The sequence below is a fragment of the Microcoleus sp. Pol11C2 genome (genome assembly GCF_036701505.1).
In the GTDB taxonomy this organism is placed as follows: Bacteria; Cyanobacteriota; Cyanobacteriia; order Cyanobacteriales; family Microcoleaceae; genus Microcoleus.
The window spans coordinates 225,485-249,089 of the sequence record NZ_JAUBQX010000003.1 but is presented as its reverse complement, the minus strand read 5'-3'; the positions used below and the strand labels follow the sequence as shown (position 1 = coordinate 249,089).

The 23,605-nt window shown below is 45.7% G+C and carries 18 protein-coding genes; 12 read left to right on the top strand and 6 right to left on the bottom strand.

The features are described 5' to 3' along the window. Positions 1 to 645 precede the first annotated feature (645 nt). The 12 genes from nfi (at position 646) to QUA42_RS03635 (ending at position 15,924) form a co-directional block, all read left to right on the top strand. Positions 646 to 1,293, top strand: a complete 648-nt coding sequence (nfi, locus tag QUA42_RS03690) for a deoxyribonuclease V (protein WP_333135215.1) — start codon at positions 646 to 648, stop codon at positions 1,291 to 1,293. Positions 1,294 to 1,752: 459 nt separating this feature from the next. Then, positions 1,753 to 1,983: a KGG domain-containing protein gene (locus tag QUA42_RS03685; protein WP_006631632.1), complete on the top strand. Its 231-nt coding sequence runs from the start codon at positions 1,753 to 1,755 to the stop codon at positions 1,981 to 1,983. A 499-nt stretch (positions 1,984 to 2,482) separates the two neighbouring features. Then, positions 2,483 to 3,013 carry an FHA domain-containing protein gene (locus tag QUA42_RS03680; RefSeq protein WP_333135213.1) on the top strand — a complete coding sequence of 177 codons (531 nt, stop codon included), beginning with the start codon at positions 2,483 to 2,485 and terminating at the stop codon, positions 3,011 to 3,013. A gap of 105 nt (positions 3,014 to 3,118) precedes the next feature. After that, a complete protein-coding gene (locus QUA42_RS03675) occupies positions 3,119 to 5,122 on the top strand; it encodes an FHA domain-containing protein (RefSeq protein ID WP_333135211.1) in 2,004 nt (667 codons plus the stop codon). 59 nt (positions 5,123 to 5,181) lie between these two features. After that, positions 5,182 to 5,610: a hypothetical protein gene (locus QUA42_RS03670; protein WP_333135209.1), complete on the top strand. Its 429-nt coding sequence runs from the start codon at positions 5,182 to 5,184 to the stop codon at positions 5,608 to 5,610. Positions 5,611 to 5,931: 321 nt separating this feature from the next. Beyond that, the gene (locus tag QUA42_RS03665; protein WP_333135207.1) at positions 5,932 to 7,623 is read left to right on the top strand and encodes an ankyrin repeat domain-containing protein; all 1,692 of its coding nucleotides are present in this window, start codon (positions 5,932 to 5,934) and stop codon (positions 7,621 to 7,623) included. Positions 7,624 to 7,687: 64 nt separating this feature from the next. Continuing rightward, positions 7,688 to 8,839 carry a DNA cytosine methyltransferase gene (locus tag QUA42_RS03660; protein ID WP_333135205.1) on the top strand — a complete coding sequence of 384 codons (1,152 nt, stop codon included), beginning with the start codon at positions 7,688 to 7,690 and terminating at the stop codon, positions 8,837 to 8,839. Positions 8,840 to 9,034: 195 nt separating this feature from the next. Next, positions 9,035 to 10,375 carry a tRNA (N6-isopentenyl adenosine(37)-C2)-methylthiotransferase MiaB gene (gene miaB, locus QUA42_RS03655; protein ID WP_333042505.1) on the top strand — a complete coding sequence of 447 codons (1,341 nt, stop codon included), beginning with the start codon at positions 9,035 to 9,037 and terminating at the stop codon, positions 10,373 to 10,375. A gap of 193 nt (positions 10,376 to 10,568) precedes the next feature. Then, positions 10,569 to 11,639 carry a D-alanine--D-alanine ligase family protein gene (locus QUA42_RS03650; protein ID WP_333135203.1) on the top strand — a complete coding sequence of 357 codons (1,071 nt, stop codon included), beginning with the start codon at positions 10,569 to 10,571 and terminating at the stop codon, positions 11,637 to 11,639. A 258-nt stretch (positions 11,640 to 11,897) separates the two neighbouring features. Beyond that, the gene (locus QUA42_RS03645) at positions 11,898 to 12,980 is read left to right on the top strand and encodes an AI-2E family transporter (RefSeq protein WP_333135201.1); all 1,083 of its coding nucleotides are present in this window, start codon (positions 11,898 to 11,900) and stop codon (positions 12,978 to 12,980) included. Between the two features lie 535 nt (positions 12,981 to 13,515). Then, entirely contained in the window at positions 13,516 to 14,805 is a 1,290-nt protein-coding gene (locus QUA42_RS03640; protein ID WP_445301283.1) for an HhoA/HhoB/HtrA family serine endopeptidase, read from the top strand. A 246-nt stretch (positions 14,806 to 15,051) separates the two neighbouring features. Then, positions 15,052 to 15,924, top strand: a complete 873-nt coding sequence (locus QUA42_RS03635; RefSeq protein ID WP_333135197.1) for an MBL fold metallo-hydrolase — start codon at positions 15,052 to 15,054, stop codon at positions 15,922 to 15,924. Between the two features lie 255 nt (positions 15,925 to 16,179). Here QUA42_RS03635 and hcp read toward each other — a convergent pair whose 3' ends face one another. From hcp to gcvP, 6 genes are all read right to left on the bottom strand, one after another. Beyond that, positions 16,180 to 17,829 carry a hydroxylamine reductase gene (hcp, locus tag QUA42_RS03630; protein ID WP_333135195.1) on the bottom strand — a complete coding sequence of 550 codons (1,650 nt, stop codon included), beginning with the start codon at positions 17,827 to 17,829 and terminating at the stop codon, positions 16,180 to 16,182. A gap of 97 nt (positions 17,830 to 17,926) precedes the next feature. Then, positions 17,927 to 18,283, bottom strand: coding sequence for a hypothetical protein (locus tag QUA42_RS03625; RefSeq protein ID WP_333135193.1), 357 nt, complete (start codon positions 18,281 to 18,283; stop codon positions 17,927 to 17,929). A gap of 27 nt (positions 18,284 to 18,310) precedes the next feature. Continuing rightward, positions 18,311 to 18,622 (bottom strand): hypothetical protein, encoded by a 312-nt coding sequence (locus tag QUA42_RS03620; RefSeq protein WP_333135191.1) that lies wholly within the window; start codon positions 18,620 to 18,622, stop codon positions 18,311 to 18,313. Between the two features lie 563 nt (positions 18,623 to 19,185). Next, positions 19,186 to 19,623: a transposase gene (locus QUA42_RS03615; protein WP_333135189.1), complete on the bottom strand. Its 438-nt coding sequence runs from the start codon at positions 19,621 to 19,623 to the stop codon at positions 19,186 to 19,188. 146 nt (positions 19,624 to 19,769) lie between these two features. Then, positions 19,770 to 20,108: a hypothetical protein gene (locus QUA42_RS03610; RefSeq protein WP_333135186.1), complete on the bottom strand. Its 339-nt coding sequence runs from the start codon at positions 20,106 to 20,108 to the stop codon at positions 19,770 to 19,772. Positions 20,109 to 20,498: 390 nt separating this feature from the next. Further along, on the bottom strand, positions 20,499 to 23,450 hold the full coding sequence (gene gcvP / locus QUA42_RS03605) for an aminomethyl-transferring glycine dehydrogenase (RefSeq protein WP_333135185.1): 2,952 nt from the start codon (positions 23,448 to 23,450) through the stop codon (positions 20,499 to 20,501). Positions 23,451 to 23,605: the final 155 nt, after the last annotated feature.

Below are 23,605 nucleotides of genomic sequence, written 5' to 3'. Positions count from 1 at the left end.
GTTTTAGGTCAGGGAGTTTTTTCATTCCTTTATCTAATGTTTATCTCGTTCTCTTGTCAAGGGGGTTGAGCAATTACGATTATAGCTTCAGGTTAATGGTGCAACAACTCATAAATTCATTGATTTTTTTTCATAAAAGTCATATAGTTGCGAGGCTCAGGGAACCTCTTAGCTCGATGAGCGGGGATGTACAATGGCACTTGTAGCTGGATGAGATTATTGATTAATAAATGTTTCAATCATCTTGACAAAGAGGACTTTTTTAGATAGAGCACAAGTAAAGAAAGAACTCGATCGCTCTTTGACAAGCGATAAAAAGGCGATCGGAAAGATAAAGCTTTCTAGAAAGCTAAAAAATCAGCATCAAATAGGTATTTTTGGTAAATATTGAGTAGAAAATTGGAGAAGGGTGCCGATAAAACCTTTGGGGGTTGGTTCAAGCACAAGCGAAAGATAGAATTTTACTCTCCGACCTACAGACTCTATTTGTAAATTAGCCTCGGTCGCCTTGCTCAACCCTCCTGAGTAGGAAAAAAGACTCCTTGGGCAAGTTAGGAATTTATAGCTACAAACGATAAAAATCCGAGTTTAAAAATGGCCGAAAAGAAGTTAAGCTTAGATGAGAACGGTTAAAGAGAAATCAAAATGTTGCAGCGACACCCTTGGCCGCAGACAGTTGAAGAGGCGATCGCCATTCAAGAACAGCTTCGGTCAGAGGTAATTACCGCCCATCAACTGGAGACAGTTCGGTACGTCGCAGGCGTAGATGTCGGCTACGACAGTGTAAACGATGTATCGCGGGCCGCTGTAACAGTTCTGAGTTTTCCCGAGTTGCAGTTGCAGCAGCAAGCTGTGGTTCGCAGTCCTACAACTTTTCCTTATATTCCGGGTTTCCTGTCTTTTCGAGAAGTGCCGGCAGTCCTTGAGGCTTTGGAAAATATCAGTTTGAGGCCAGACTTGATATTGTGCGACGGTCAAGGACTAGCCCATCCCCGCAGGTTCGGTCTTGCCTGCCATTTGGGGGTTTTGACAGGGATTGCCACGATCGGAGTTGCCAAAAATAGATTTATTGGAGAACATTCAGAAGTCGGACTCGACCGGGGCAGTTGGCAACCCTTGCTGCTGGAGGGATCAACGGTAGGAGCAGCGCTGAGGACGCAAACAGGGGTAAAACCGATTTATGTTTCGATAGGTCACAAGGTAAACTTGATAAGTGCGATCGAGTACGTCCTGCGCTGCGCCCCAAAATATCGCTTACCAGAAACAACTCGATCGGCAGACCAACTAACATAGGGATAACTGGCAAGCGCCGAACCCATCAAAAATAAAGTAAAAAGACCAAAAAAGCATCCGTCTTTGGACTTTTAGTTTTTGAGGTAGCGCGGTTAAGTCAAAAAATCCTCTGAGTCTACTGCCAATCAGCTTTCGGTTCCATCCTTCCAGCGAACTAAAGAATGACTATACCTGAGAAAGAGGTATAAAAGTTGGGGAGGTTTATAGAATGATTGAAAGACAGTAACCAGCTTAAAAAATTGGCGGCTCTAACTATAGTGCCCGGGCGTGAACTATTTTTAGTTCACAGTTGTAAGTTATGAAATATTCATTCTGCGAGTTAAACCAAAAGCTTAGATTCGTTTGATGAGGTTTCATAATTTACCGTCGGATATCTCACCACTGACTGGAAGTAACCATGACAGTGGGAGGCGAAGGCGCGATCGAGCTAAAAAATCAGAAAAAAACAAGGAGACAGTCATGGCTGAGAAAAGCAAACGCGGATTCGCTTCTATGGATGCAGAAAAACAGCGCGCAATTGCTAGCAAAGGCGGAAAAGCTGCACACGAGAAAGGAACTGCACACGAATTCACCCCTGAAGAAGCCAGACAAGCTGGTCAAAAAGGTGGCGAAGCTGTCAGCAGAAATCGCGAACACATGGCTCAAATTGGTCGCGAAGGCGGTCGCAAAAGCCGCAAGAGCGAAGCTTAAGTCTTTCAAGGCTGGCCCTGTAATGAAAGATTGCACAGTTGCAGCGTGAGAGATAGCACTAGGACAGTAAACGTTTGAGGAGGTGGGGCGATCGAAGTTACCAAGGTAGTTCGATCGCCCCACCTCCAAAATTCGTGACTAGCGCACCAAAGCTTCTTCAGTTGACAGTTGACAGTTGACAGTTGACAGGTAAATAATGGGAAAACCCCACACCAATTAGTTTGTAGCAATCGCTAGCAAATTTTCAAGAGCAAATTTTTAACGAAGCTACATTGGGTTCAATAATTTTGCGGGAAAGAAAAGCTGGTAAGCGGGAGTCAATCTCTCAAAAAAAAACCCGAAGTCAGGGTTTTTTTGTTGAGCTGCACATAATAATATTTTTAGAAGTTCGATCGAGTCGGCGTCAATAATTATAATTAAGTTTTTTGGTGAGGAAGTCCGTCCTCAAAATAAATCAGCTAATATTTTTTTATTATATTTTTGAGCTAACTATAAAATCATGACAAACCAGCTCACTTTAGCATGGACAGAAGCTGGGGTGCGTCAAACTCAGACAATTCAAAACGGACAGCCGAGCAAAAATCCGGGAACCGTGAGGCTAGGGCGCGATCCGGCGAAGTGCGATATAGTATTTTCGCATCCCAGCGTATCGGGGCTGCACGTTGAAATATTTTTTAATCAGGAATTGCAGGAGTATGCAGTGCGGAATTTGCGCGAAAGCAATCCGCCGCTGGTAGACGGAAAAATTCTCGCCCGAGGCGAAGCAAAATTGAACTCGGGAAGCCATATCCATTTAGGCCAAGTGCACATCGAGGTGGTGAATGTGACGGAGGTGCAGGTAGCCGCGCCCCAGACAGTTTTGCTGTCTGGGCCTCCCGCACCTGGTAACTTTCAGCCGACGGGGCCTTCCAAATATGGTTTGCAGTGTCCCAAATGCAGCCGAATTTCGCCTTACGCACAGTTGAATGCGGGGTGTCCGTGGTGCGGTACTTCTTTGGCGGCGGCGGCGAGTGTGATGATCTCTCCGTAAAAGTTTGAAAAAGGGAAAATCGGGCTATCCGCTAAACACTCTCAACTTCAAAAATCTTTTTTTGCAGAAAGCTCAAAGCCGACGGCTGATGTTTAAAAAATAATCATGAATTCTCAACCCTTGCGCCTGCGACTGACTTGGACAGATACAGCTACGGGGGATTGTCGATCCCCGATACTCGACTTACCCATCGCTTTGGGACGAATTTTTGAAGCTATGCCCGCCACAATCAACGGGAAACGAGTTTCTCGAATTGCGCTCAGCAGCAGTCAAGTTTCTCGCTTTCACGCAGTGATTGGCACCGAAGGTAACAGTATTTTACTTACTGACACGGGTAGCCGCAACGGTACTTTTGTCAACGGCGTTCGCCAAACCCGTTGCGTGCTGGCAAACGGGGATATGCTGCAAATTGGGCCCTACGCGATCGGCATTTCTTTTGCTGTTAATTCCCCTGAAACGCCGTCGGTCAATTCTCACATTTTCTTTAACCCGCAGACCAATGGGCCAGATCCCGCGTTGGGCCAGCCAATAATGTTGCAGCTTCCTCAAACAAGTAGTAGGGGAGAATTTCCGCCGATCGAATTTTTGCAAGCTTCTCAAGTGTCAATGCGATCGCTCGAATCTAGGGGGCTCCCTGTGACAGAAGTTGATTGGGCTGCCGTTGGTGGCGGTTTGGGCAGCTTTATTTGGGTGGATTTGCTCAGAATTTGCGGCGTGAAAATCGATCGAATTGCGGTTTTGGGCATGGAGAGCCAGCCTTACGCTCGCTATCTGCGTCTGTGCCTTAATTCTCAAATTCCGCTGCGGGAACGCCTACGATCGAATTCTGACTCCTGTCCAGACAACATTTGGGGGTGGCCTCCCTATGCTTTGCGGGAAGCTTGGCAGGAATTGCTCAAAGGGCGTTTGGGGATGTCGTTGAAGTTGATGTGGCAGGTGTTTGCTGAACCGACTTTGGCCGAAACTTATACGCCTCGCGCGGGTAATGTGTTTGATTCTATTGACAGGGAAGTCGATCGAATTGGGTGGAATCAGATGTTTCGCTACGGTAGAGTGCGGGGAATTCGCAAAACAGATGACGGCAGGTACGCGATCGCTTATTCTCGATCGGATGCGGATCACCGCGAGCACGCTTTTTTAATCGCCAAATACGTACACTTAGCTACCGGCTATCCCGCCATTCAATTTCTGCCCGATTTGCAAGCTTACCGCGAAAAAACCCAGGATTTTGAGTCGGTTGTCAACGCTTATGAAAGCCACGACGGCGTTTACGAAAAATTGGAGGCCAGCGGCGGCAGCGTGTTAATAAGAGGCCGGGGAATTGTGGCTTCGCGGGTGGTGCAGCGAATTTATGAAGCGCGACAGCGCAATCGCAACATTCAAGTATTGCATTTGATGCGATCGCCCAAACCTCAAGGTAACAAATTTAAACTCGCTCAGCGAAGAGTCGAAAATCACTACGAATTTCAACCTTTCAACTGGCCAAAAGCTTCCTGGGGCGGGGAACTCCGCGTACTTTTGGAAAAAGCCGCCCCCGAATTGCGCCCGCAGTTGCTCACAGACTGGGGTGGCACTACTACAGCCCAGCGCAGCGACTGGCGGCGGATTGTCAAAGAAGGTTTAAGTCAAGGATGGTATCAAATTACCTTCGGGGAAGTCGAGCGAGTCGAGCGCGACAGTCAAAACCGCACGGTGACGTACATTCAGGAGAAGGAACTCAAGGGGCAAATTAAGTTAGAAGCTGATTTTATTATTGATGCTACGGGTTTGGACGCTAAGGTAAAAACCAGTCCCCTGTTAAATGATTTGGTAGCTCAATATAATCTTCCCCTCAACGGTTTGGGCCGGCTGAGTGTTAACAACGATTTTGAAGTGCCCGAATTGCGGAATTCTTCTGGTAGCAACACAGAAGGCCGGATATACGCAGCCGGCGCGATTACTTTGGGAGGGCCTTACGCGCCGGTAGACAGTTTTTTGGGCTTGCAATACGCCGCCTTGCGTTCGGTTGAAAGTCTAGCCGCAAACCGAGTTGCTGGCGTGCGGAAATTGAGCGTTTGGCGATCGTTCGTGCAGTGGTTGAAGTGGATTTTCAATAAATCTCCAGATTGATTAGAAACAAAACCGTTTCGCATTCAATCTAAAATCCAAAATCTAAAACCCAAAATCGAATGACTCCCACCTTATTTGGCCGATGGCAAACTCGAATATTATTATTTGCAACTGTAGGCGTTTTAGTAACACTGCCATTTTTTCTAGGTTTAATCGCTGGTAAATCAGGCTCGATATTTTTCTGGATTTTAGGGTATGTAGCGATTTTTGGCATCGGCTGGGATGCCTTATATATCTACATCCAGCAGTACCGCTGGGATCGAGATTGGCCCGGCGCATTTCAATTGCTCGCCGGGATTTGGGAAGCAATTTTTGTGTTATTTTTGATAGAAATAGTTGGTTTGCCCGGAATACCGAAGCCAGAGTTTGATTTGGGAGCATTTGCCCTACATTACAGTTTAGTATGGTTGGCGATTTATCTGGCATCGCAAACACTAATGCGGATTTTATTTCCCTACTGGCGTTTTCGAGGCGGTCAATGGTGGTAACAATAGTTGCGTTCAGGGACCGAGCGGGCAAATCTATCTTATAATCCACATCAAGCACCTTGCCAAAACTATCCCTTGGGCTTTCCTGATTATCTTCCTCTCTGGAATTTAGCCAACACTCTCTTGAAATTGGCGAGCGAAAAAACCAGAAACCACACCACAACACCCGCACCGATGCTAATCAAAAGCAGCATTAGCTGATGGGTGTATCATGGAGAAGTCACCACTCGCTGGAGAAACTAATGGAATGGAAACTTAAAACTATTTCAAAAGGCGTTACAAATGTTAGGAATATTTGATTAGTAAATTTAACTCAAAGCAATGCAAATTCATATTTATGCCGAACAAGGAGATATTGCAGGTGTAGCACAGCAAATTGCTAGTGGAGTCGATATTGATAGTACAGATCAATTTTACTCAATGACACCCTTGATGTGCGCGATATCTAGCTCAAATGCAGCGATCGATATGGTTAAGTTTCTTTTAGACAATGGAGCTGATATTGAAGTGATTTGTGGAGAGCATGAAAATAATGTACTCAGCTTAGCCGTGCAGTCAGGGAGTCTCGATAAAGTTCGACTGATTTTGGATGCTGGAGCCAACATAAACTATCAGAGACCAAATGGCTATCATGTTTTAATCGATGCCATAGATGGATGTGGTATCTCAAAAGATCGAGAGTTATTACCAATTTTAAGTTTGCTCATCGAAAGAGGTGCAGAACTTAGTAATGTCAGTATCTACAGCGAGTCCGCCCTGAGGTTCGCCTCAAGAGTGGAAAGTTTTGATGCTGTCAAATTATTGCTAGAGGCAGGTGCGAATGCTAGTGACCTGCAATGGACGGGACTAATGCAAGCGATCGTCTGTGACGATCTCGAAAATGTAAAGGTATTACTCGCTCAAAATCCCGATCTTTCTGCGCGCGACTGCTGGAGTCGAACTCCTTGGCTGTTTAGTTTGGAAGTCGGTAAGCTTGAAACAGCCAAATTATTACTGTCAGCAGGAGCAGATCGCAGCGATCGCGGACACTGTGGCAAGACTCCATTGATGTATCCTATCGAAAACGGTCAAATCGAAGTTTTAGAATGGTTGATTGAGCAGGGATTTGATATCGAAGCTACTGATGATTTTAATAGCACTCCTTTAATTTTAGCGGCCGAATGCGGCGCGACTGATTGCGTGCGTATTCTCTTAGAGAATGGAGCAAATCCTAGTCGAATCGATAATTGCTCTAATAAGGCTATTAACTTGGCAAGTAATCTACAAATTGTCCGAATGCTTGTTGATGTGGGCGAAGATCTAAGCGATATCAGCGATGATATGAGGCAATATCTAACTGGAGTGGGTAATTACGATCTAGAAGTAACGCTAGAACAGTATTTGTCTGGCAGAGAGCGTCGATTTGGGAAAACTAATCCAGAAGTAATGGAAGTGGACTTTTGGAAGGCAATGATTGTGAGTGGTAGTGAGGCTGGGGCTACGGAATTCATGTTTAGGAATCAGGATACCTACAATCCACCTGTATGGTGCTATAAAAGATTTGGGAGAACAATTACAGAATTGCCAGATGGAAGAATCATTGAAATTGCTGGCGAACACGAAGATTACTCCGATCCAAACTTTGGTATCTATAACGATGTGGTTGTTTACGACGGACATGGAAAATTTAAGATTTTAGGCTATCCCAAAGAGGTTTTCCCTCCTACTGATTTTCATTCTGCAACCTTAGTTGGAGAGTATATCTACATTATTGGTAATTTAGGCTATCCTAATGACAGAAACTATAATGAAACGCCAGTTTATCGACTGCATCATGGCACTTTCAAAATAGAAAAGCTGGAAACTACTGGAGATAAGCCTAAGTGGATTTGTCGTCACAAGGCGCATTACAAAGACCAATCAAAAATATTAATTACTGGTGGGAAAGTTTCCGAAAATTACGTTGACAACTCAATCGATTATATTTTGGATTTAACAACTTTAATTTGGAGTCAAGTGAATACGCAGGAATAAAAGGAGTTCTATTAAGTTAATCTTTTCTCTTTCCCAATTCCCAATGCCCAATTCCCAATTCCCAATGCCCAATGCCCAATGCCCAATCCCCTGTATATTCTCATTTTTTTCTGGTTCTGGCTTGCTCGATCTGGGTTTTGAGTCGATCGGCTTTAATGTAGCGTATGTCAATGAAATTTTCCCACCTTTCATGCAAGCATACCGCTATTCTCGGCAGTGCCTGAATTTGCCGCTACCAGAATACGGATATTGCGAAGGAGAGGAAGCAGATGTAACTCGACTTGTAGGCGGAGAACCAGCTTTTCGCCTGCGGGAATTGATGCAGGATGCCCGCAAGCATCACAATATTGTGGGATTTATCGCGGGGCCGCCTTGTCCTGACTTTTCTATTGGTGGCAAAAACCGAGGTCAAGAAGGAGATAAAGGCAAACTTTCGGCTTCATACATTGAATTGATTTGTCAGCAGCAGCCAGATTTCTTTTTATTTGAAAATGTCAAAGGTTTGTGGAAAACAAAAAAACATAAAGCTTTTTACGACGCACTCAAAAATCAGTTATATGAGTCAGGATACGTTTTTACCGAACGTTTAATTAATGCGATCGAGTATGGGGTTCCACAAGATAGAGACAGAATTATTTTGATAGGTTTTAGAAAAAACCTTGTCACAAATATGGGCATTAATCTAGAGGAAAAAAGCCAAATGTTATCCGAAAGTTTATTTCCTTGGCAAAGTCAGATATTATATCCAAAATCAGAAAATTTTTCTTATCCTTGGCCGAATAGAACTGCCTTTGCCGGTGATAGTTTGTTGCCTTGTCCCGATGGTATTCCCAAAGAGTTAACCGTTGAGTTTTGGTTCCAAAAAAATGACGTTCTCAACCATCTCAATGCCAAACACTATTTTCAACCCAAAGCTGGTCTTAAGCGGTTTGCTTCCGTTGATGAAGGAGATGATTCAAAAAAATCTTTCAAGCGATTGCATCGGTGGCGTTATTCGCCGACAGCTTGTTACGGCAATAACGAAGTTCACTTGCACCCTTACAAACTTCGCAGGCTTTCTGTTGCAGAAACACTGGCTATTCAGTCACTGCCAAAAGATTTTGCACTGCCAGCCAAGATGACGTTGACTAATATGTTTAAAACTGTGGGCAATGGGGTTCCTTATTTGGCTGCCCAAGGTATTGCCAAAACAATTTTACAGTTTTTATCTCACTAAAAAAACAGAATAGCCAGATACCCGACTTCGCAGATTTTGTCGGTATCTAAAACTATTTGTAGCAATAAGGGGCGCATTGCACACCCTATAATTATTAAAATTCCCACTTCCCCGACGTATGTCGTTTAACAGAGAAGTGTTATAATAAAGTGTTAAGGTTGAAAACCTATATTTTTTATTTGCCTGCAATTCGCCATGACCGTTAAACCCCGCCGCTATCACATCACTACTTTCGGATGCCAGATGAATAAAGCCGACTCGGAACGGATGGCCGGCATTCTGGAAAATATGGGCTTTGAGTTCTCGGAAGACCCGAACGAAGCTAGCTTGATTCTCTACAATACTTGCACAATTCGCGATAATGCCGAACAAAGAGTTTATTCTAACCTCGGAAGGCAAGCTCATCGCAAGCGCCAAGAACCGGGTTTAACTTTAATTGTAGCTGGATGCGTGGCGCAGCAGGAAGGTGAAGCGCTGCTGCGGAGAGTACCGGAATTAGACTTAGTAATGGGGCCACAACACGCTAACCGACTTGAAGATTTGCTGGAACAAGTTTTTGAGGGCAATCAAGTTGTGGCGACTGAAGCTGTTGAGATTATGGAGGATATTACTAAGCCGCGCCGCGACAGCAAGGTGACTGCTTGGGTGAATGTAATTTACGGCTGCAATGAACGCTGCACTTATTGTGTTGTCCCGAATGTTCGCGGGGTTGAACAGTCGCGAATGCCGGAGGCAATTCGGGCGGAAATGGAGGATTTGGGCCGCCAAGGTTACAAGGAAGTCACTTTATTGGGGCAAAATATTGATGCTTACGGACGCGATTTGCCGGGAACAAAACCGGACGGCAGCAACCAGCATACTTTGACGGATTTGCTTTATTTTGTGCAGGATGTGCCGGGTGTCGATCGCCTGAGATTTGCTACTAGCCACCCGCGCTATTTTACAGAAAGATTGATTAAAGCTTGTGCGGAATTACCGCAGGTGTGCGAACATTTTCACATTCCTTTTCAGTCGGGAGATAATGATATTTTGAAGGCGATGTCGCGGGGTTATACTCAGGAAAAATATCGCCGGATTATTGATACAATTCGCCGTTATATGCCGGATGCTTCGATTACTGCGGATGCGATTGTCGGTTTTCCTGGGGAGACGGAAGCGCAGTTTGAGAAGACTTTGAAGTTAATCGAAGACGTTGGTTTCGATTTGGTGAATACTGCGGCTTATTCGCCTCGCCCTGGGACGCCAGCGGCTTTGTGGGAAAATCAGTTGAGTGAGGAGGTGAAAGCCGATCGCCTGCAACGAATCAATCATGTAGTGACAACAACGGCGATGGAACGATCGCAGCGCTATTTCGGACGCACTGAAGAGGTTTTGGTGGAAGTCCAGAATCTTAAAGATTCAACTCAGGTGATGGGACGCACTCGCGGCAATCGTCTGACATTTTTTAAGGGCGATATTGCTGAATTGGCTGGTAAAATTGTGCGGGTTAAAATTACAGATATTCGCGCTTTTAGTTTGACAGGAGAAATGCTGTAAGCTGTTAGGGCATTTAAATTGTATGTCAAGAAATAATCAAACTATGACTGGGCAGTTTCTCCGAGGCCGCCCGCAATATACAATTTAAATTCGCAACACCTTATGCTTAATTCTTAGTTTCTGTCGCATACTTCCTGTGATAGCTGCCCTAACTGCGTGTATATTTGTCAAAAAGTACCGGGAGTATTGAAAAATGACAAAGATGCGGATCGGGCTATTGTTCGGGGGGCGATCGGGGGAACACGAAGTCTCAATTAGTTCGGCGCGGGCGATCGCCCGTGCTCTCGCTGCTGACGAAAATGCCTCTAAATACGAAGTTCTGCCCTTTTACATCCAAAAAAACGGCCGCTGGCTGTCGGGAACATTACCTCAACAAGTCTTAGCCGCCGGAAAACCTCTGGAAATAGAGGAAGAACCAGGACAAAACGACTCTCCCGATGGACAGTTTCCTAATTTTAATGCCGTAGATGTTTGGTTCCCTGTTTTGCACGGGCCAAACGGTGAAGATGGTACGGTGCAAGGATTGCTGAAATTAATGCAAGTTCCTTTTGTCGGTTCCGGGGTTTTAGGTTCGGCGCTGGGAATGGATAAAATTGCGATGAAAATGGCTTTTGCTCATGCTGGTTTGCCGCAGGTAAAATACATCGCTGTCAACCGTTCCGAAATCTGGTCTAATCCTTGCGTTTTCCCCAAACTGTGCGATAAAATTGAAGCAGATTTGGGCTATCCTTGCTTTGTCAAACCGGCGAATTTGGGTTCGTCTGTGGGAATTTCTAAAGCTCGATCGCGCGCTGAATTAGAAGGAGCTCTCGACAGCGCCGCCAGCTACGACAGGCGGATAATTGTCGAAGCTGGTGTGGTTGCTAGAGAATTAGAATGTGCTGTTTTGGGTAACGACAACCCCCAAGCTTCAACGGTGGGAGAAATTAGTTTTCAAAGCGATTTCTACGACTACGAAACTAAATATACCCAGGGACAAGCAGACTGCTCAATCCCGGCAAAAGTCAGCGCTGCGATCGTCTCAAAAATCCAAGAAATGGCAGTGCAAGCATTTTTGGCTATAGATGCGGCAGGTCTAGCGCGAGTAGACTTTTTCTACATTGAATCAACCGGAGAAGTTTTGATTAACGAAATCAACACTTTTCCCGGCTTTACAGCTACCAGTATGTATCCGCAAATGTGGGCAGCGGACGGCATTTCTTTCCCTGAATTAGTAGACCGTTTAATTCAATTAGCTCTCGAACGGCACGGGGAAAAAGGTTGAATCCCGCGCTGCAAACTGCTGCCTTGCCAACAGCAAAAAATATTTGTTTCGCCGTTAATATATCCATACCAGCGGAAACGATATAACATGGTTGTGGCAGGCACTGCCTGCCAGCAACCCAATTTCCCTTGGCAGAGCAACTGGGAATTTTCAGCAGTCGGGTATAAAAAAATGCACTATAAAATGGTTAACAGAGAAGGGCGAATAGCAGCGCCAATCTCACATCTTGTATCTCAAATTTTAACTCGGTTAACTTAGATGAGACGTTTCACTCAACTGCCGCAGTGGTGGATTTACGGACTGGTATTTCCCCTAGCGGTACTCAACTGCTGGTTAGCCCTCCTAGTCTTTGAATATTTTCGCGCCCTGATTACTGTTTTGGTAGTGGCTACAGTGCTGTCTTTTTTGCTAGATTATCCAGTGCGCTTTCTGCACAGATACGGCTTGAAGCGCGATCGAGCAGTTTTGTCGGTATTGTTTTTGACTTTACTGCTATTGGTGGTTTTAGGTCTCACTCTGGCTCCCATTCTGCTAAACCAAATCACTGAACTCGCCACCCGGCTGCCGACTTGGATAGTTTCTGGCACAGAACAGATTGAAGCGTTCCACCAGTGGGCCGAAAATCGCAATCTTCGCATTGATGTTAGCGGTTTGACTACCCAATTGAGCGATCGACTTTCATCTCAATTGCAGTCTCTCACTGGCGAAATTCTCAAATTTGGCTTGGGTGCTGCAGACAGTCTGTTGAATTTCCTCCTCACAATAGTCGTGACATTCTACTTGCTCTTGCACGGCGATCGCGTATGGGAAGGATTGTTTAAATGGTTTCCTTCCAAGCAGAGCCTTCAATTGCGAGAGTTGCTGGCGCGAAGCTTCCACAACTACTTCGTCGGGCAAGCAACTTTGGCGGGCTTAATGGGATTGTCTATCACTGTTGCTTTTTTAATTATGCGAGTTCCCTTCGGACTTCTGTTCGGTTTGGGCGTGGGTGTAATGACTATGATTCCCTTCGGGGCACCTTTCAGTATTTGCATTGTCAGTTTGCTGATCACATTAAACAACTTTTGGCTTGGCGTCACAGTTTTAGCTGTCGCTACAGTAATTGAGCAAATAATTGAAAGCGGGGTTGCTCCTCGGTTATTAGGCGGTTTTATCGGCCTCAATCCTGTGTGGATTTTAGTGGCGCTGCTGGTGGGGGTTAAGGTGGCAGGAGTAGCAGGTTTGTTAGTTGCTGTGCCGATGGCTGGTTTTATTAAGAATACTGTTGATGTTTTGGAAAGTTCGATGAAAAAGTCGAGGGAAATCGATTCGGTTAGTTCCATTGAACCTATGGAGAAATAAAATTCCTCCATAGGTTCAAGTTTTAGATTTGAAGATAGTTTTTGCAGGCTATTTTGACTTAGGTTTAGTTGGCACTTTAGCTTGAGGCTTTAGAGGTTTTTTACTTCCTGCTTTAGGGTGAGGCTTTCCGGTGCTTTAGCTGCTATCCTTCCTAGATGCAGGCGGGGTCAAAAACTCCGTTTATAGGTTAACGTCGCTCGCTGACAACGAAGATTTTGCGTAGAAACCAGGTTTTTTTGAGTGCAAGCAAGATTGTTGTTGACTTCGGATATCAATCCAGTGAAAAGTTCCCGGGAAATGCGGAATATGCGAGCTGGCTACCGTAGTTTGTATTATCGCACTCAGACAGCAATTCGCCAGTGCCGACCCAGTTCGATCACACTCAAAAGCTGGAATCCACAGACAATTTGCCTGCGACTGTCCGGTTTCTACCCCAGCTTGTAGGGTAAACCCCACCAGTCAAGCAGATATCATAAATGCTTGAATTAAAATTAAATAACCTTTAGTTTCAATTTAATTACAGTAGGTGCTAAAAATGCAAAAGCATAATTATAACTCTCGCTCTAACTCTCACCAAATCAATACTATGTCAACCAAAAATAGGCCTGCTGACTCTCAGCGTGCTCGCCGTTTCTATTTGCCGAAAAAACTTGCTTTTTTATCCCTCATTTTGGTCGGCTCCACCGCAACTGTTGGGTGCAACGCCCTAACTTCTCAAGTTCCGGGAAGTTCTAACGCCATTCAAGCGGAACCTTCAACTACAGCGCCAATCTCAGCATTGCCTGCGAATATACTGCCCTCTCAAGACTCTAATTTTGTCACTAAAGTTGTGCAGGAAGTCGGCCCGGCCGTGGTGCGGATCAATTCGTCTCGCACGGTGACGAACCAAGTTCCAGATGAGATACCCGAGCAATTCCGCCGCTTCTTCGGTTCGGAATCTCCCATTCAACCGGGAAATCGGGTAGAACGGGGTTCCGGTTCGGGTTTTGTTTTTGGTTCTGATGGCCGCATTTTGACTAACGCTCACGTCGTTAACGGGGCGGATACGGTGACGGTAAAACTGAAGGATGGCCGCGAATTTGTCGGCAAAGTTTTAGGCGTAGATACAGTTACTGATGTGGCTGTTGTTAAAATAGAAGCTAACAATTTGCCTGTGGTGAGTTTGGGCAAATCTGAAGAGTTACAGCCGGGAGAATGGGCGATCGCGATCGGTAATCCCCTCGGTTTGGACAATACTGTAACTGTCGGCATTATTAGCGCTACAGGCCGTTCTAGCGCCGATGTCGGTGTTCCTGACAAGCGCGTCAGCTTTATTCAAACCGACGCTGCGATCAATCCCGGCAATTCTGGTGGGCCGCTGCTGAACCAGCGCGGTCAAGTTATCGGCATGAATACGGCGATTATTCAAGGCGCTCAAGGATTGGGTTTTGCTATTCCGATCGATCGAGCACAACAAATTGCCGACCAATTAGTAACAGCAGGAAAAGCCGAACATCCTTATCTCGGCGTTCGGATGTTGAGCATTACTCCCGAAATCAAGAGAGAATTTAATCAAAATCCCAACACCAAATTGAGGCTGACTGAAGATAAAGGCGTGTTGGTTTTGGGAGTTGCGAAAAATTCTCCGGCGGCACAAGCTGGAGTTCGCCTTGCCGATGTCATCAAGAAAATCAACGGTACAGAAGTCACCGATGCTGGCAGCGTACAGCAAATTGTTGAGAAAAGTACAGTGGGCAGCGATCTGCAGCTTGAATTGAGCCGAGGCGGACAACCTGTTACTGTGGCGGTGAAAGCGGGTGCTTTTCCAGCGGATCAGCAGCAGTAGAATTGTTGATTGAAACTTATATCTTGCACCATTGTCAATAATTCTTTTATGAACAGGCAAGATGCCTCTTCCACAAGAAAATTAATCTCTTGTGGAAGGGGCATCTTGCCCGTTATTGAGAATGCTGCAAGAGGTGAGTTTTAATCGGCTTGGTCTGTGAGAAGGGTTTAAACCTCCGGCGGGATGTCGGGGGTAGTCATTATAGTAAGTTACCATAATTTATATGGGTTATTAAGAGGTAGAAAGATGGCTAACATTAATCGGAGGCGTACTGAAAATATTAACGGTAACTTTTATGTAGACAATACCTGCATTGACTGTGATACTTGTCGGTGGATGGCACCTGAAGTATTTGGTCAAGCGGGAGAACAGTCTGCGGTTTACCACCAGCCAACTAATGAAACTGAAGAAATGCGATCGCTCGCGGCTCTTTTGTCTTGTCCCACAAGTTCGATCGGCACTGTAGAAAAACCCAAAAGCATCAAACAAGCCCAGCAACTGTTACCCGCACTCGTAGCAGAAAATGTCTATCACTGCGGTTACCACTCTGAGAAATCCTACGCGGCAGCCAGCTATTTAATTGTCCGTCCTGAAGGAAACATTTTAGTTGATTCTCCCCGTTTTGTGCCGCCGCTAGTCAAAAACATAGAAGCAATGGGCGGCATTCGCTATCTGTACTTGACTCACCGCGATGATGTGGCAGATCATCAACAATACCGCGATCATTTTGGCTGCGATCGCATTCTCCATGCTGACGAAATTAACACTGGTACTCGCAGTGTAGAAATTCAATTGTCGCCCAGCGAATCGTATCAACTAGCAGATGACTTGTTGATTATACCTGTTCCAGGTCACACGAAAGGTCACACAGTTTTGCTTTACAATAACAAGTTTTTGTTCACCGGCGATCATCTTGCTTGGTCGGAAAGTTTGCAGCAGCTAGTTGGCTTTCGCGAAGTCTGTTGGTATTCTTGGCCGGAACAAATCAAATCTATGCATAATTTGGCTAATTACTCGTTTGAATGGGTGTTGCCGGGACACGGCCGCAGGTATAATGCCGATCGAGAAACAATGAGCAATCAAATGCAACAGTGTATTGCTTGGATGCTTGATGCTTAGTGCGATCGGGTTCATAACTCCGACTCAGTTAAATTCAGTTGACCCCGGTAGCCTGTGAAAATCCGACTGCCATCTTTGAGAATATGAATCTCCATCGGATCGCTCGCCCATTCCTATCTCTATTCTCGACCTCTGCGTGAATCAGCGTCAATCCCTTGTCATCTGCGGCTCGATAAATTCTCTTTTTTTCACCGCAGATGAGGGCAGATAAACGCAGATGAATCGCTCTGAATAGACTTAGCGAATGACTGCTAATCAGCTCAAGCAAGCTGCTAGATCGGCATCAGGGGTGGTAATGGCCTGCAAGTTATATTTCTCCGACAGAAGCTTGAATACATTGGGAGAAATAAACGCCGGTAATGTGGGCCCTAGACGAATGTTTTTAATCCCCAAATGCAAGAGAGTTAGCAAGACGGCTACTGCCTTTTGTTCATACCAGGACAGAATCATGGAAAGGGGTATATCGTTGACACCTACCTCAAAGGCATTGGCTAGGGCTACAGCAATCTGAATCGCGGAGTAGGCATCGTTGCACTGACCAACATCCATCAGGCGGGGTAGTCCGTCAATGTCGCCCATTTGTCGATCGAAGAAGCGAAACTTACCGCAAGCTAGGGTTAGCACGACACAATCATCAGGCACTTTTTCTACGAACTCTGTGTAGTAGTTGCGATCGGGTTTGGCTCCATCACAGCCCCCTACTAGGAAGAAATGGCGGATTTTACGCTGTTTCACAGCCTCAATGATTTTATCTGCCACCCCTAGGACTGTATTGTGGGCAAAACCAACTGTGACTTCCCTGGGGGGTGCATCTTCAGTAAAGCCGGGAAGTGCCAGTGCTTTCTCAATAACGGGAGTAAAATCGGGTGTGCCATTGTCGATCGCACTCAAGTTAATCAGACCGGGATAGCCCACGGGGCCAACGCTAAAGAGTTTATCTTCATAATAGGAATGGGTTGGCATTAAGCAGTTGGTCGTAATCACGATCGCACCGGGGAACTTGCCAAAATCCTTGGTTTGGTTCTGCCAAGCAGTGCCGTAGTGACCATAGAGATGGGGGTACTGCTGTTTTAGTTTGGGATAGCCGTGGCCTGGTAGAAGTTCGCCGTGGGTGTAAACAGTAATTCCAGTGTCTGCTGTTTGCTTGAGTAAGCCTTCGAGTTGTTTGATGTCATGTCCTGAAACCAGAATCGCCTTCCCTTGCCGTGGATTGAGGGGAACAGGCGTGGGAATTGGGTGCCCATAGGTACCGGTATGTCCGGCATCCAATAGTTCCATAGATCGCAGATTGATGGCTCCCACCTCAAGAGCAAGATTCACCCAGTCCTGCAAGCTCAAGGTCTGGTTATCGAGGGCGACCAGTGCCTCATAAATGAAACGATACACCAGCTCGTCTTCCTGTCCCACTTCGTATGCGTGGAAGGTATAGGAGGCAAGACCCTTAACCCCATATAACACTGTGAGTTTGAGTGAGAAAATATCCACATTCAAGCCAGACTGACTGAGGAACTGAGATGAAATCAGCTCACCCTGCTCAACCAAGCTCTCCTCAAAGTTGGGTTCAAAGTCGGAAATTGCAGCCCAGGTCGGTGGATGGTCTGTTGCTTGCTGCACTTGAGCCTTGAGGTTGGCGCGATGGGCGATCGCTTCCTGGAGATACTCAACAAACCGCTTTTCGGAAAAGTTGACATTGGTCATCGTGGCAAAGATCGTTTCGCAGGTGAAGACATCCACTGCATGAGTATCAAGGCCTAACTCTTTTGCTTTCAGGGCAATCGGAGCCAACCCCCGCAGATAATAAATCAGCAGATCTTGGATAGCATTCACCTGGGGACTTTTCCCACAAGCACCAAACTGATGGCATCCTTGTCCGCTTGCTGTTTGTTCGCATTGTTCACAGAACATTGATTTTTTCCTTGTTGAATTGGTTATAATTTACGCAACAACTCGGTTATGAAAGTATTTATCCGTCCGTGACTATTTTAACAAATCTGACGATGATTCATAGGGACTTGGAAAACCGTTGGCTGGAGTTGCGGATGAGATAGCTATCAAACACGGATGCAATATTGCGAATTAGCAAGCGGCCGAGCGCGGTTACTTCAATGCCATCACCCCAACGTTTGATTAACCCATCGGCTTCTAAGGCATCAAGTTGTGGCAAAACCTCAGCGAAATAGTCATTAAAATCGAGATCGAAGCCGAGATGGTATTTTTCTTCCAAATCTTGCACCGACAGTTGGAATTGACACATTAATTCCATGATTACTGTGCGCCGAATTAGATCGTCCTGATTCAGTCTCACACCTTTTTTGATCGGCAATTCCTTCCCATCTATCGCCTGATAACAGTCTTTCAATCGCTTGTGGTGTTGGGTATACACATCCTACAACATACTGATGGAAGTCATGCCAAAGCCCAACATATCCGATTCGGGCTTAGTGGTATAACCCTGAAAATTACGATGTAGTTGCCCAGCTTGTTGCGCGATAGCTAGTTCATCATTAGGCTTGGCAAAGTGAGTCATACCAATAAACACATAGCCATTTTGTGTCAGTTGGGCGATCGTACTTTGCAGAATTTTCAGCTTTTCCCCTGCAGTCGGCAAAGCAGATTCCGGCATTCGTTTCTGAACCGGTTTGAGCCAGGGAACATAGGCAAAATTAAAGACGGGAATGCGATGGGGATTTAATTGCAAGGTCTTATTTACTGTTTCCTGGAATGTGGCTTGTGTCTGGAAAGCTAAGCCGTAAATCCAATCTACATTGACACTTTCAAACTGTAGTTTAGACTAAAAAATGAGCGCAGCTAAAAGTAGCCACCTTTTAAGCTCAGGCAAGCTGTTACTCAAAAACTCAAAAACTAGAAGATTAAACAGCTAATCTTGAAGACTTTTTACGTCGAGAAACCCGTTTTTTGACAGTGGGATAGCATGGTGCCTGAGTCCGTACCTTTCCTGTTTCCCAACAGGCGTGATTTTCCCCTATGTTTAGGCAATTTCGTAGGAGTACCAATGTCAACTAAAACCGAAAACATTGATTGGGCAACACGTCCAGGGGTTAAATTGATACGCTTCAGATTGCCAAGGTAATATATTCTCGACCACTAAATCCCTAGCTAACCAGAGTTGCCAACTCATCAACGGCATTAAATCACTCCAACGTTCACATTGTTGGCTGAGTTCTCAAGTTAGGCAATGTCCAATGCAATCGTTGCTTAACAAATCGATACCAATGATCCACTCCAAAACGTCGTAAATACTTAAACCAAACAGTTTCGCTTGGGTAGAGTTCGTTCTCCCACCCAAGCCAACCATAAGGGTGGAAACGGCTGACCGTTTGACATGGGCTTCATTCTTTCGACCAGGATTAAATTGACTTTTTGTCCAGGGACACGATAAAAATGCAAGTCAAGCCATTGTCTGACTCGGACTTGTCCCAACTCTGGATGTTCGTCAATTTCGATCGCAGTATCAGCTTCGAGCCATGTGGTTGGGTCGTTGAGTCTCATTTTTTGCCCATGTTTCCGTGGTCTACCGCGACCACTATTGACCGGTGGTGCTGACCACAAGCAGGCATTCTTTCGGACTCTCATTAAACAATCAGCTTGAATGGAAGCTTGCGCTAGCGCTAATACCCAAGTTGCATTGCCATATTCTCGGTCTAAGACTGCTAATACGCTTGTTGATGCTCTGTTCACAGACAAGTTTAAGTTGGGAAGCAGCTTGAAGTATGGGTGAAGACCCACTACTTATTCTTTCATGGAGTAGGGGTAATGCCCAACTTACGCAGAGCCTCAGGTATCCACGCAATGGTACTGTACCCCTGTCCCACAATGCAGCCCCTCTAATATTCATGGGTTCTGTCTTTTAAGGTTTTGGCGAATTGTCTCCCCCATGCAGTATGATAGATCGCCACTAATATATGTTCTGTTGCAGGTACTTGCTGTTCTAATTGCTCTTGATACAACTCCATGAGTTTTTTCCGGTCTGGCCTACAGTCCTGTAAGGCTTCATAGACGCTTGGCCATTGACGCTTGAATAATGGATTGAGTGAAAATTCCGCTAAACATGACGCATTTCTGGTGGTCCACACTGCATCCATCAGCTCGAATATTGCATCCTTGGCTCGTACCAATAACTCGTATGCTGCTTGACGAAAGTCCTTTAATCGTTCACTGTTCATTTAAGGAGTGGATAGGTTTTCTTTTTCACCCTCATTCTCTCCTTAACGGTGGCTCTAGTTCTTCTTTTGCCACCGTTCTCATCTTTGGTTAGTCTAAACTACAGTTTTAATGTAAGCTGTTGTTGCCACTACCCCCAAAGCAACCAAAACACCTAACAATAAACAATAATAGGATAATCCAACGCGATTTATTTTCGGGAGCCAACCACAAAAATCGTCTATTCATTTTTTATTTTACCTGGGGATGTGGGGATTCTTGTATTACATTGTTTTCGGCGCGTTTATCTAGCTTGATAAGCTGTTATACATTTAAATTTTATTTTTTGGGCGGGCTAGAAGCACCCCACAAGAGTATATGTGTAAGGTGCCCATTGCCCCGGAGAGACTTATTTAACCTTGACTGTAAGCCTCCATTGGTAAACAAGAACAGACAAAATTGCGATCGCCAAACGCATTATCTATCCGCCCCACCGCCGGCCAAAACTTATGTTCGCGAGTCCAAGGTGCCGGATAAGCCGCTTGCGCGCGAGTATAAGGACGATTCCACTCATCAACCATCAGAGATTCTGCGGTATGCGGCGCATTTTTCAATACGTTATTTTGCGCGTCAGTCTTACCGTTTTCAATCTCCGCAATTTCCGATCGAATTGCAATCATCGCATCGCAAAAACGGTCTAATTCCTGCTTCGATTCGCTTTCGGTCGGTTCCACCATTACCGTACCAGCAACCGGCCAAGAAACCGTCGGCGCGTGATAGCCGTAATCCATCAATCGTTTAGCGATATCTTCCACTTCAATAGCCGCAGACTTTTTGAGTGCACGCAAATCTAGAATACACTCGTGCGCCACCAAACCAGCTTTCCCTTTGTACAAAACCGGATAGTAAGATTCTAAGCGTTTTGCCATGTAATTAGCATTAAGAATTGCTACTTTTGTCGCTTCAGTTAAACCTACTCCTCCCATCATCCGAATGTACATCCAAGAAATAGGCAAAATGCTAGCACTTCCCCAAGGCGCGGCGGAAACAGCACCAACTGATATTTGTTGACTGTTAACTGTTGACTGTTGACTGTTAAGAATAGAATGACTGGGCAAAAATTCTACTAAATGAGACATTACCCCAATCGGCCCCATTCCCGGCCCGCCGCCGCCGTGAGGAATACAGAAAGTTTTGTGCAAATTCAAGTGACAAACATCAGCACCAAAATCACCGGGGCGGCACAAACCAACTTGAGCATTCATATTCGCGCCGTCCATATAAACTTGTCCGCCGCAGTTGTGAACTATCTCGCAAATCTCTTTAATTTCTTCCTCAAAAACGCCATGCGTAGATGGATATGTCACCATCAAAGCTGCGAGTTCATTTTTATGTTTGTCGGCTTTTTTATGTAAATCTGCGACATCAATATTGCCCTGAGAGTCGCACTCTACAGCAACTACTTTCATCCCTGCCATCACCGCGCTAGCCGGATTTGTACCGTGGGCTGACTGGGGAATCAAACAGATGTTTCGGTGAGATTCGCCTTGGTGTTCGTGGTATTGACGAATAACTAACAAACCCGCGTATTCGCCCTGAGAACCGGCGTTTGGCTGCAAAGAAATTCCCGCAAAACCGGTGATTTCGGCCAGCCACTGTTCTAGCTGCACGAACATCATTTGATAGCCACGAGTTTGATCGCGGGGTGCAAAGGGATGTATCTTGCCAAATTCCGCCCAAGTCACTGGCATCATCTCTGCTGTGGCATTCAATTTCATTGTGCAAGAACCCAAGGGAATCATCGATGTATTTAGCGATAAGTCCTTGGCTTCTAAACGGTGCAAATAGCGCAAAAGTTCTGTTTCTGAATGGTAGCTGTTGAAAACTGGGTGGGCGAGATAGCTGCTGGTGCGATCGCAAAAATCTGGTAATGTCAAATAGCCACTCAATGCGTCGGCATCCAGCGGAATATTGAGAGCATTCTGCCCGTCCGCCCTGATATAATCGTTATCCCGGGCAAAAATTTTCCACAACTCTTGCACATCTTCAACGCTGACAGTTTCATCTAACGTGATTCCCACTGTGGAATTATCGAAAACTCGGAGATTAATTTTGCGAACTTTAGTAGCTTCTAGAATTTCTGACAGCGGTTTATCTCCCAATTCTACCCGCACAGTATCGAAGAAATGTGGAGAACCAATTTTGTATCCGAAACTTCTTAAACCGGATGCCAAAAGTGCCGTTAAACTCCATACTTTCTCAGCAATGTCTTTCAGTCCAGACGGGCCGTGATAAACAGCATACATACTCGCCATCACTGCCAGCAAAACTTGAGCAGTACAAATATTGCTAGTAGCTTTTTCGCGGCGGATGTGCTGTTCGCGAGTTTGCAAGGCCAAACGTAAAGCAGATTTGCCGTTGGCATCTTTAGAAACGCCAACAATTCGCCCCGGAACTTGCCGTTTAAACTCTTCTCGCGTGGCGAAATAGGCTGCGTGGGGCCCTCCGAATCCCATCGGCACTCCGAAGCGCTGAGTGCTTCCTACGGCTATATCCGCGCCGAATTCGCCGGGGGGTGTGAGCAAGCAAAGGCTCAATATGTCGGCGGCGACTGTGACTAATGCGCCGACTTCGTGTGCCGATCGAATAAAATCTGTATAGTCGTAAATTGCGCCGTCTGTGGCGGGGTATTGCAGGAGAGCGCCGAAGATTGTACGATCGAACTCAAAGCTTTGATGGTCGCCGACAATTACCTCAATTCCTAGGGGCTTAGCGCGAGTTTGCACCACTTCCATAGTTTGAGGGTGGCAATCTTGGGAAACAAAAAACGCTTTTGCCCCCTTTTTGCTGGCGCCGTAACTCACCGCCATTGCTTCCGCCGCCGCTGTCCCTTCATCCAGCAAAGAAGCGTTGGCAATTTCCAAACCCGTAAGGTCAATTATCATGGTTTGGAAGTTCAGCAAAGCTTCCAATCGCCCTTGAGCAATTTCGGCTTGGTAGGGAGTGTAAGCTGTATACCAGCCGGGATTTTCTAGGATATTCCGCTGGATGACGGGGGGAGTTATGCAGTCGTGATATCCAGTGCCGATGTACGATCGAAATACCTGATTTTTTGCAGCAATTTCTTTCAATTCTGACAAAGCGCTGTACTCGCTTTGCGCTGCGGGAAGTTGTAAGGGTTGAGAAATACGAATCGCCGCAGGAACCGTTTTGTCAATCAACTCATCGAGGCTGGAAATGCCCAAAACATTGAGCATTTGCTGGATTTCGCTGGGTGTCGGGCCAATGTGCCGGCCCGCAAAACCATTGATGGAGGAAAGGTTTTGCTGCTGACTGGGTTCAAGTTGAGGGCTGTAGAGTACCAAGGCGGATTCTCCTGAATAGACTTTTGCTTCTTTGTTTGTAACATTTTGCTAAGAAAACCAGGAAGATTTTCTGCGTCTATCAAAGTCCGACAGTCTGACAGGGGTTGAAACCCCTGTCTCATAGCTAAAGTCGTCGGTCGCCGACTAAGCAAGAT

What these genes read in the sequence shown, in the direction of transcription:
- nfi (WP_333135215.1), top strand. Translation starts at nt 646, where the DNA reads ATGTTGCAGCGACACCCTTGGCCGCAGACAGTTGAAGAGGCGATCGCC.
- QUA42_RS03685 (WP_006631632.1), top strand. Translation starts at nt 1,753, where the DNA reads ATGGCTGAGAAAAGCAAACGCGGATTCGCTTCTATGGATGCAGAAAAA.
- QUA42_RS03680 (WP_333135213.1), top strand. Translation starts at nt 2,483, where the DNA reads ATGACAAACCAGCTCACTTTAGCATGGACAGAAGCTGGGGTGCGTCAA.
- QUA42_RS03675 (WP_333135211.1), top strand. Translation starts at nt 3,119, where the DNA reads ATGAATTCTCAACCCTTGCGCCTGCGACTGACTTGGACAGATACAGCT.
- QUA42_RS03670 (WP_333135209.1), top strand. Translation starts at nt 5,182, where the DNA reads ATGACTCCCACCTTATTTGGCCGATGGCAAACTCGAATATTATTATTT.
- QUA42_RS03665 (WP_333135207.1), top strand. Translation starts at nt 5,932, where the DNA reads ATGCAAATTCATATTTATGCCGAACAAGGAGATATTGCAGGTGTAGCA.
- QUA42_RS03660 (WP_333135205.1), top strand. Translation starts at nt 7,688, where the DNA reads ATGCCCAATGCCCAATGCCCAATCCCCTGTATATTCTCATTTTTTTCT.
- miaB (WP_333042505.1), top strand. Translation starts at nt 9,035, where the DNA reads ATGACCGTTAAACCCCGCCGCTATCACATCACTACTTTCGGATGCCAG.
- QUA42_RS03650 (WP_333135203.1), top strand. Translation starts at nt 10,569, where the DNA reads ATGACAAAGATGCGGATCGGGCTATTGTTCGGGGGGCGATCGGGGGAA.
- QUA42_RS03645 (WP_333135201.1), top strand. Translation starts at nt 11,898, where the DNA reads ATGAGACGTTTCACTCAACTGCCGCAGTGGTGGATTTACGGACTGGTA.
- QUA42_RS03640 (WP_445301283.1), top strand. Translation starts at nt 13,516, where the DNA reads ATGCAAAAGCATAATTATAACTCTCGCTCTAACTCTCACCAAATCAAT.
- QUA42_RS03635 (WP_333135197.1), top strand. Translation starts at nt 15,052, where the DNA reads ATGGCTAACATTAATCGGAGGCGTACTGAAAATATTAACGGTAACTTT.
- hcp (WP_333135195.1), bottom strand. Translation starts at nt 17,829, where the DNA reads ATGTTCTGTGAACAATGCGAACAAACAGCAAGCGGACAAGGATGCCAT.
- QUA42_RS03610 (WP_333135186.1), bottom strand. Translation starts at nt 20,108, where the DNA reads ATGAACAGTGAACGATTAAAGGACTTTCGTCAAGCAGCATACGAGTTA.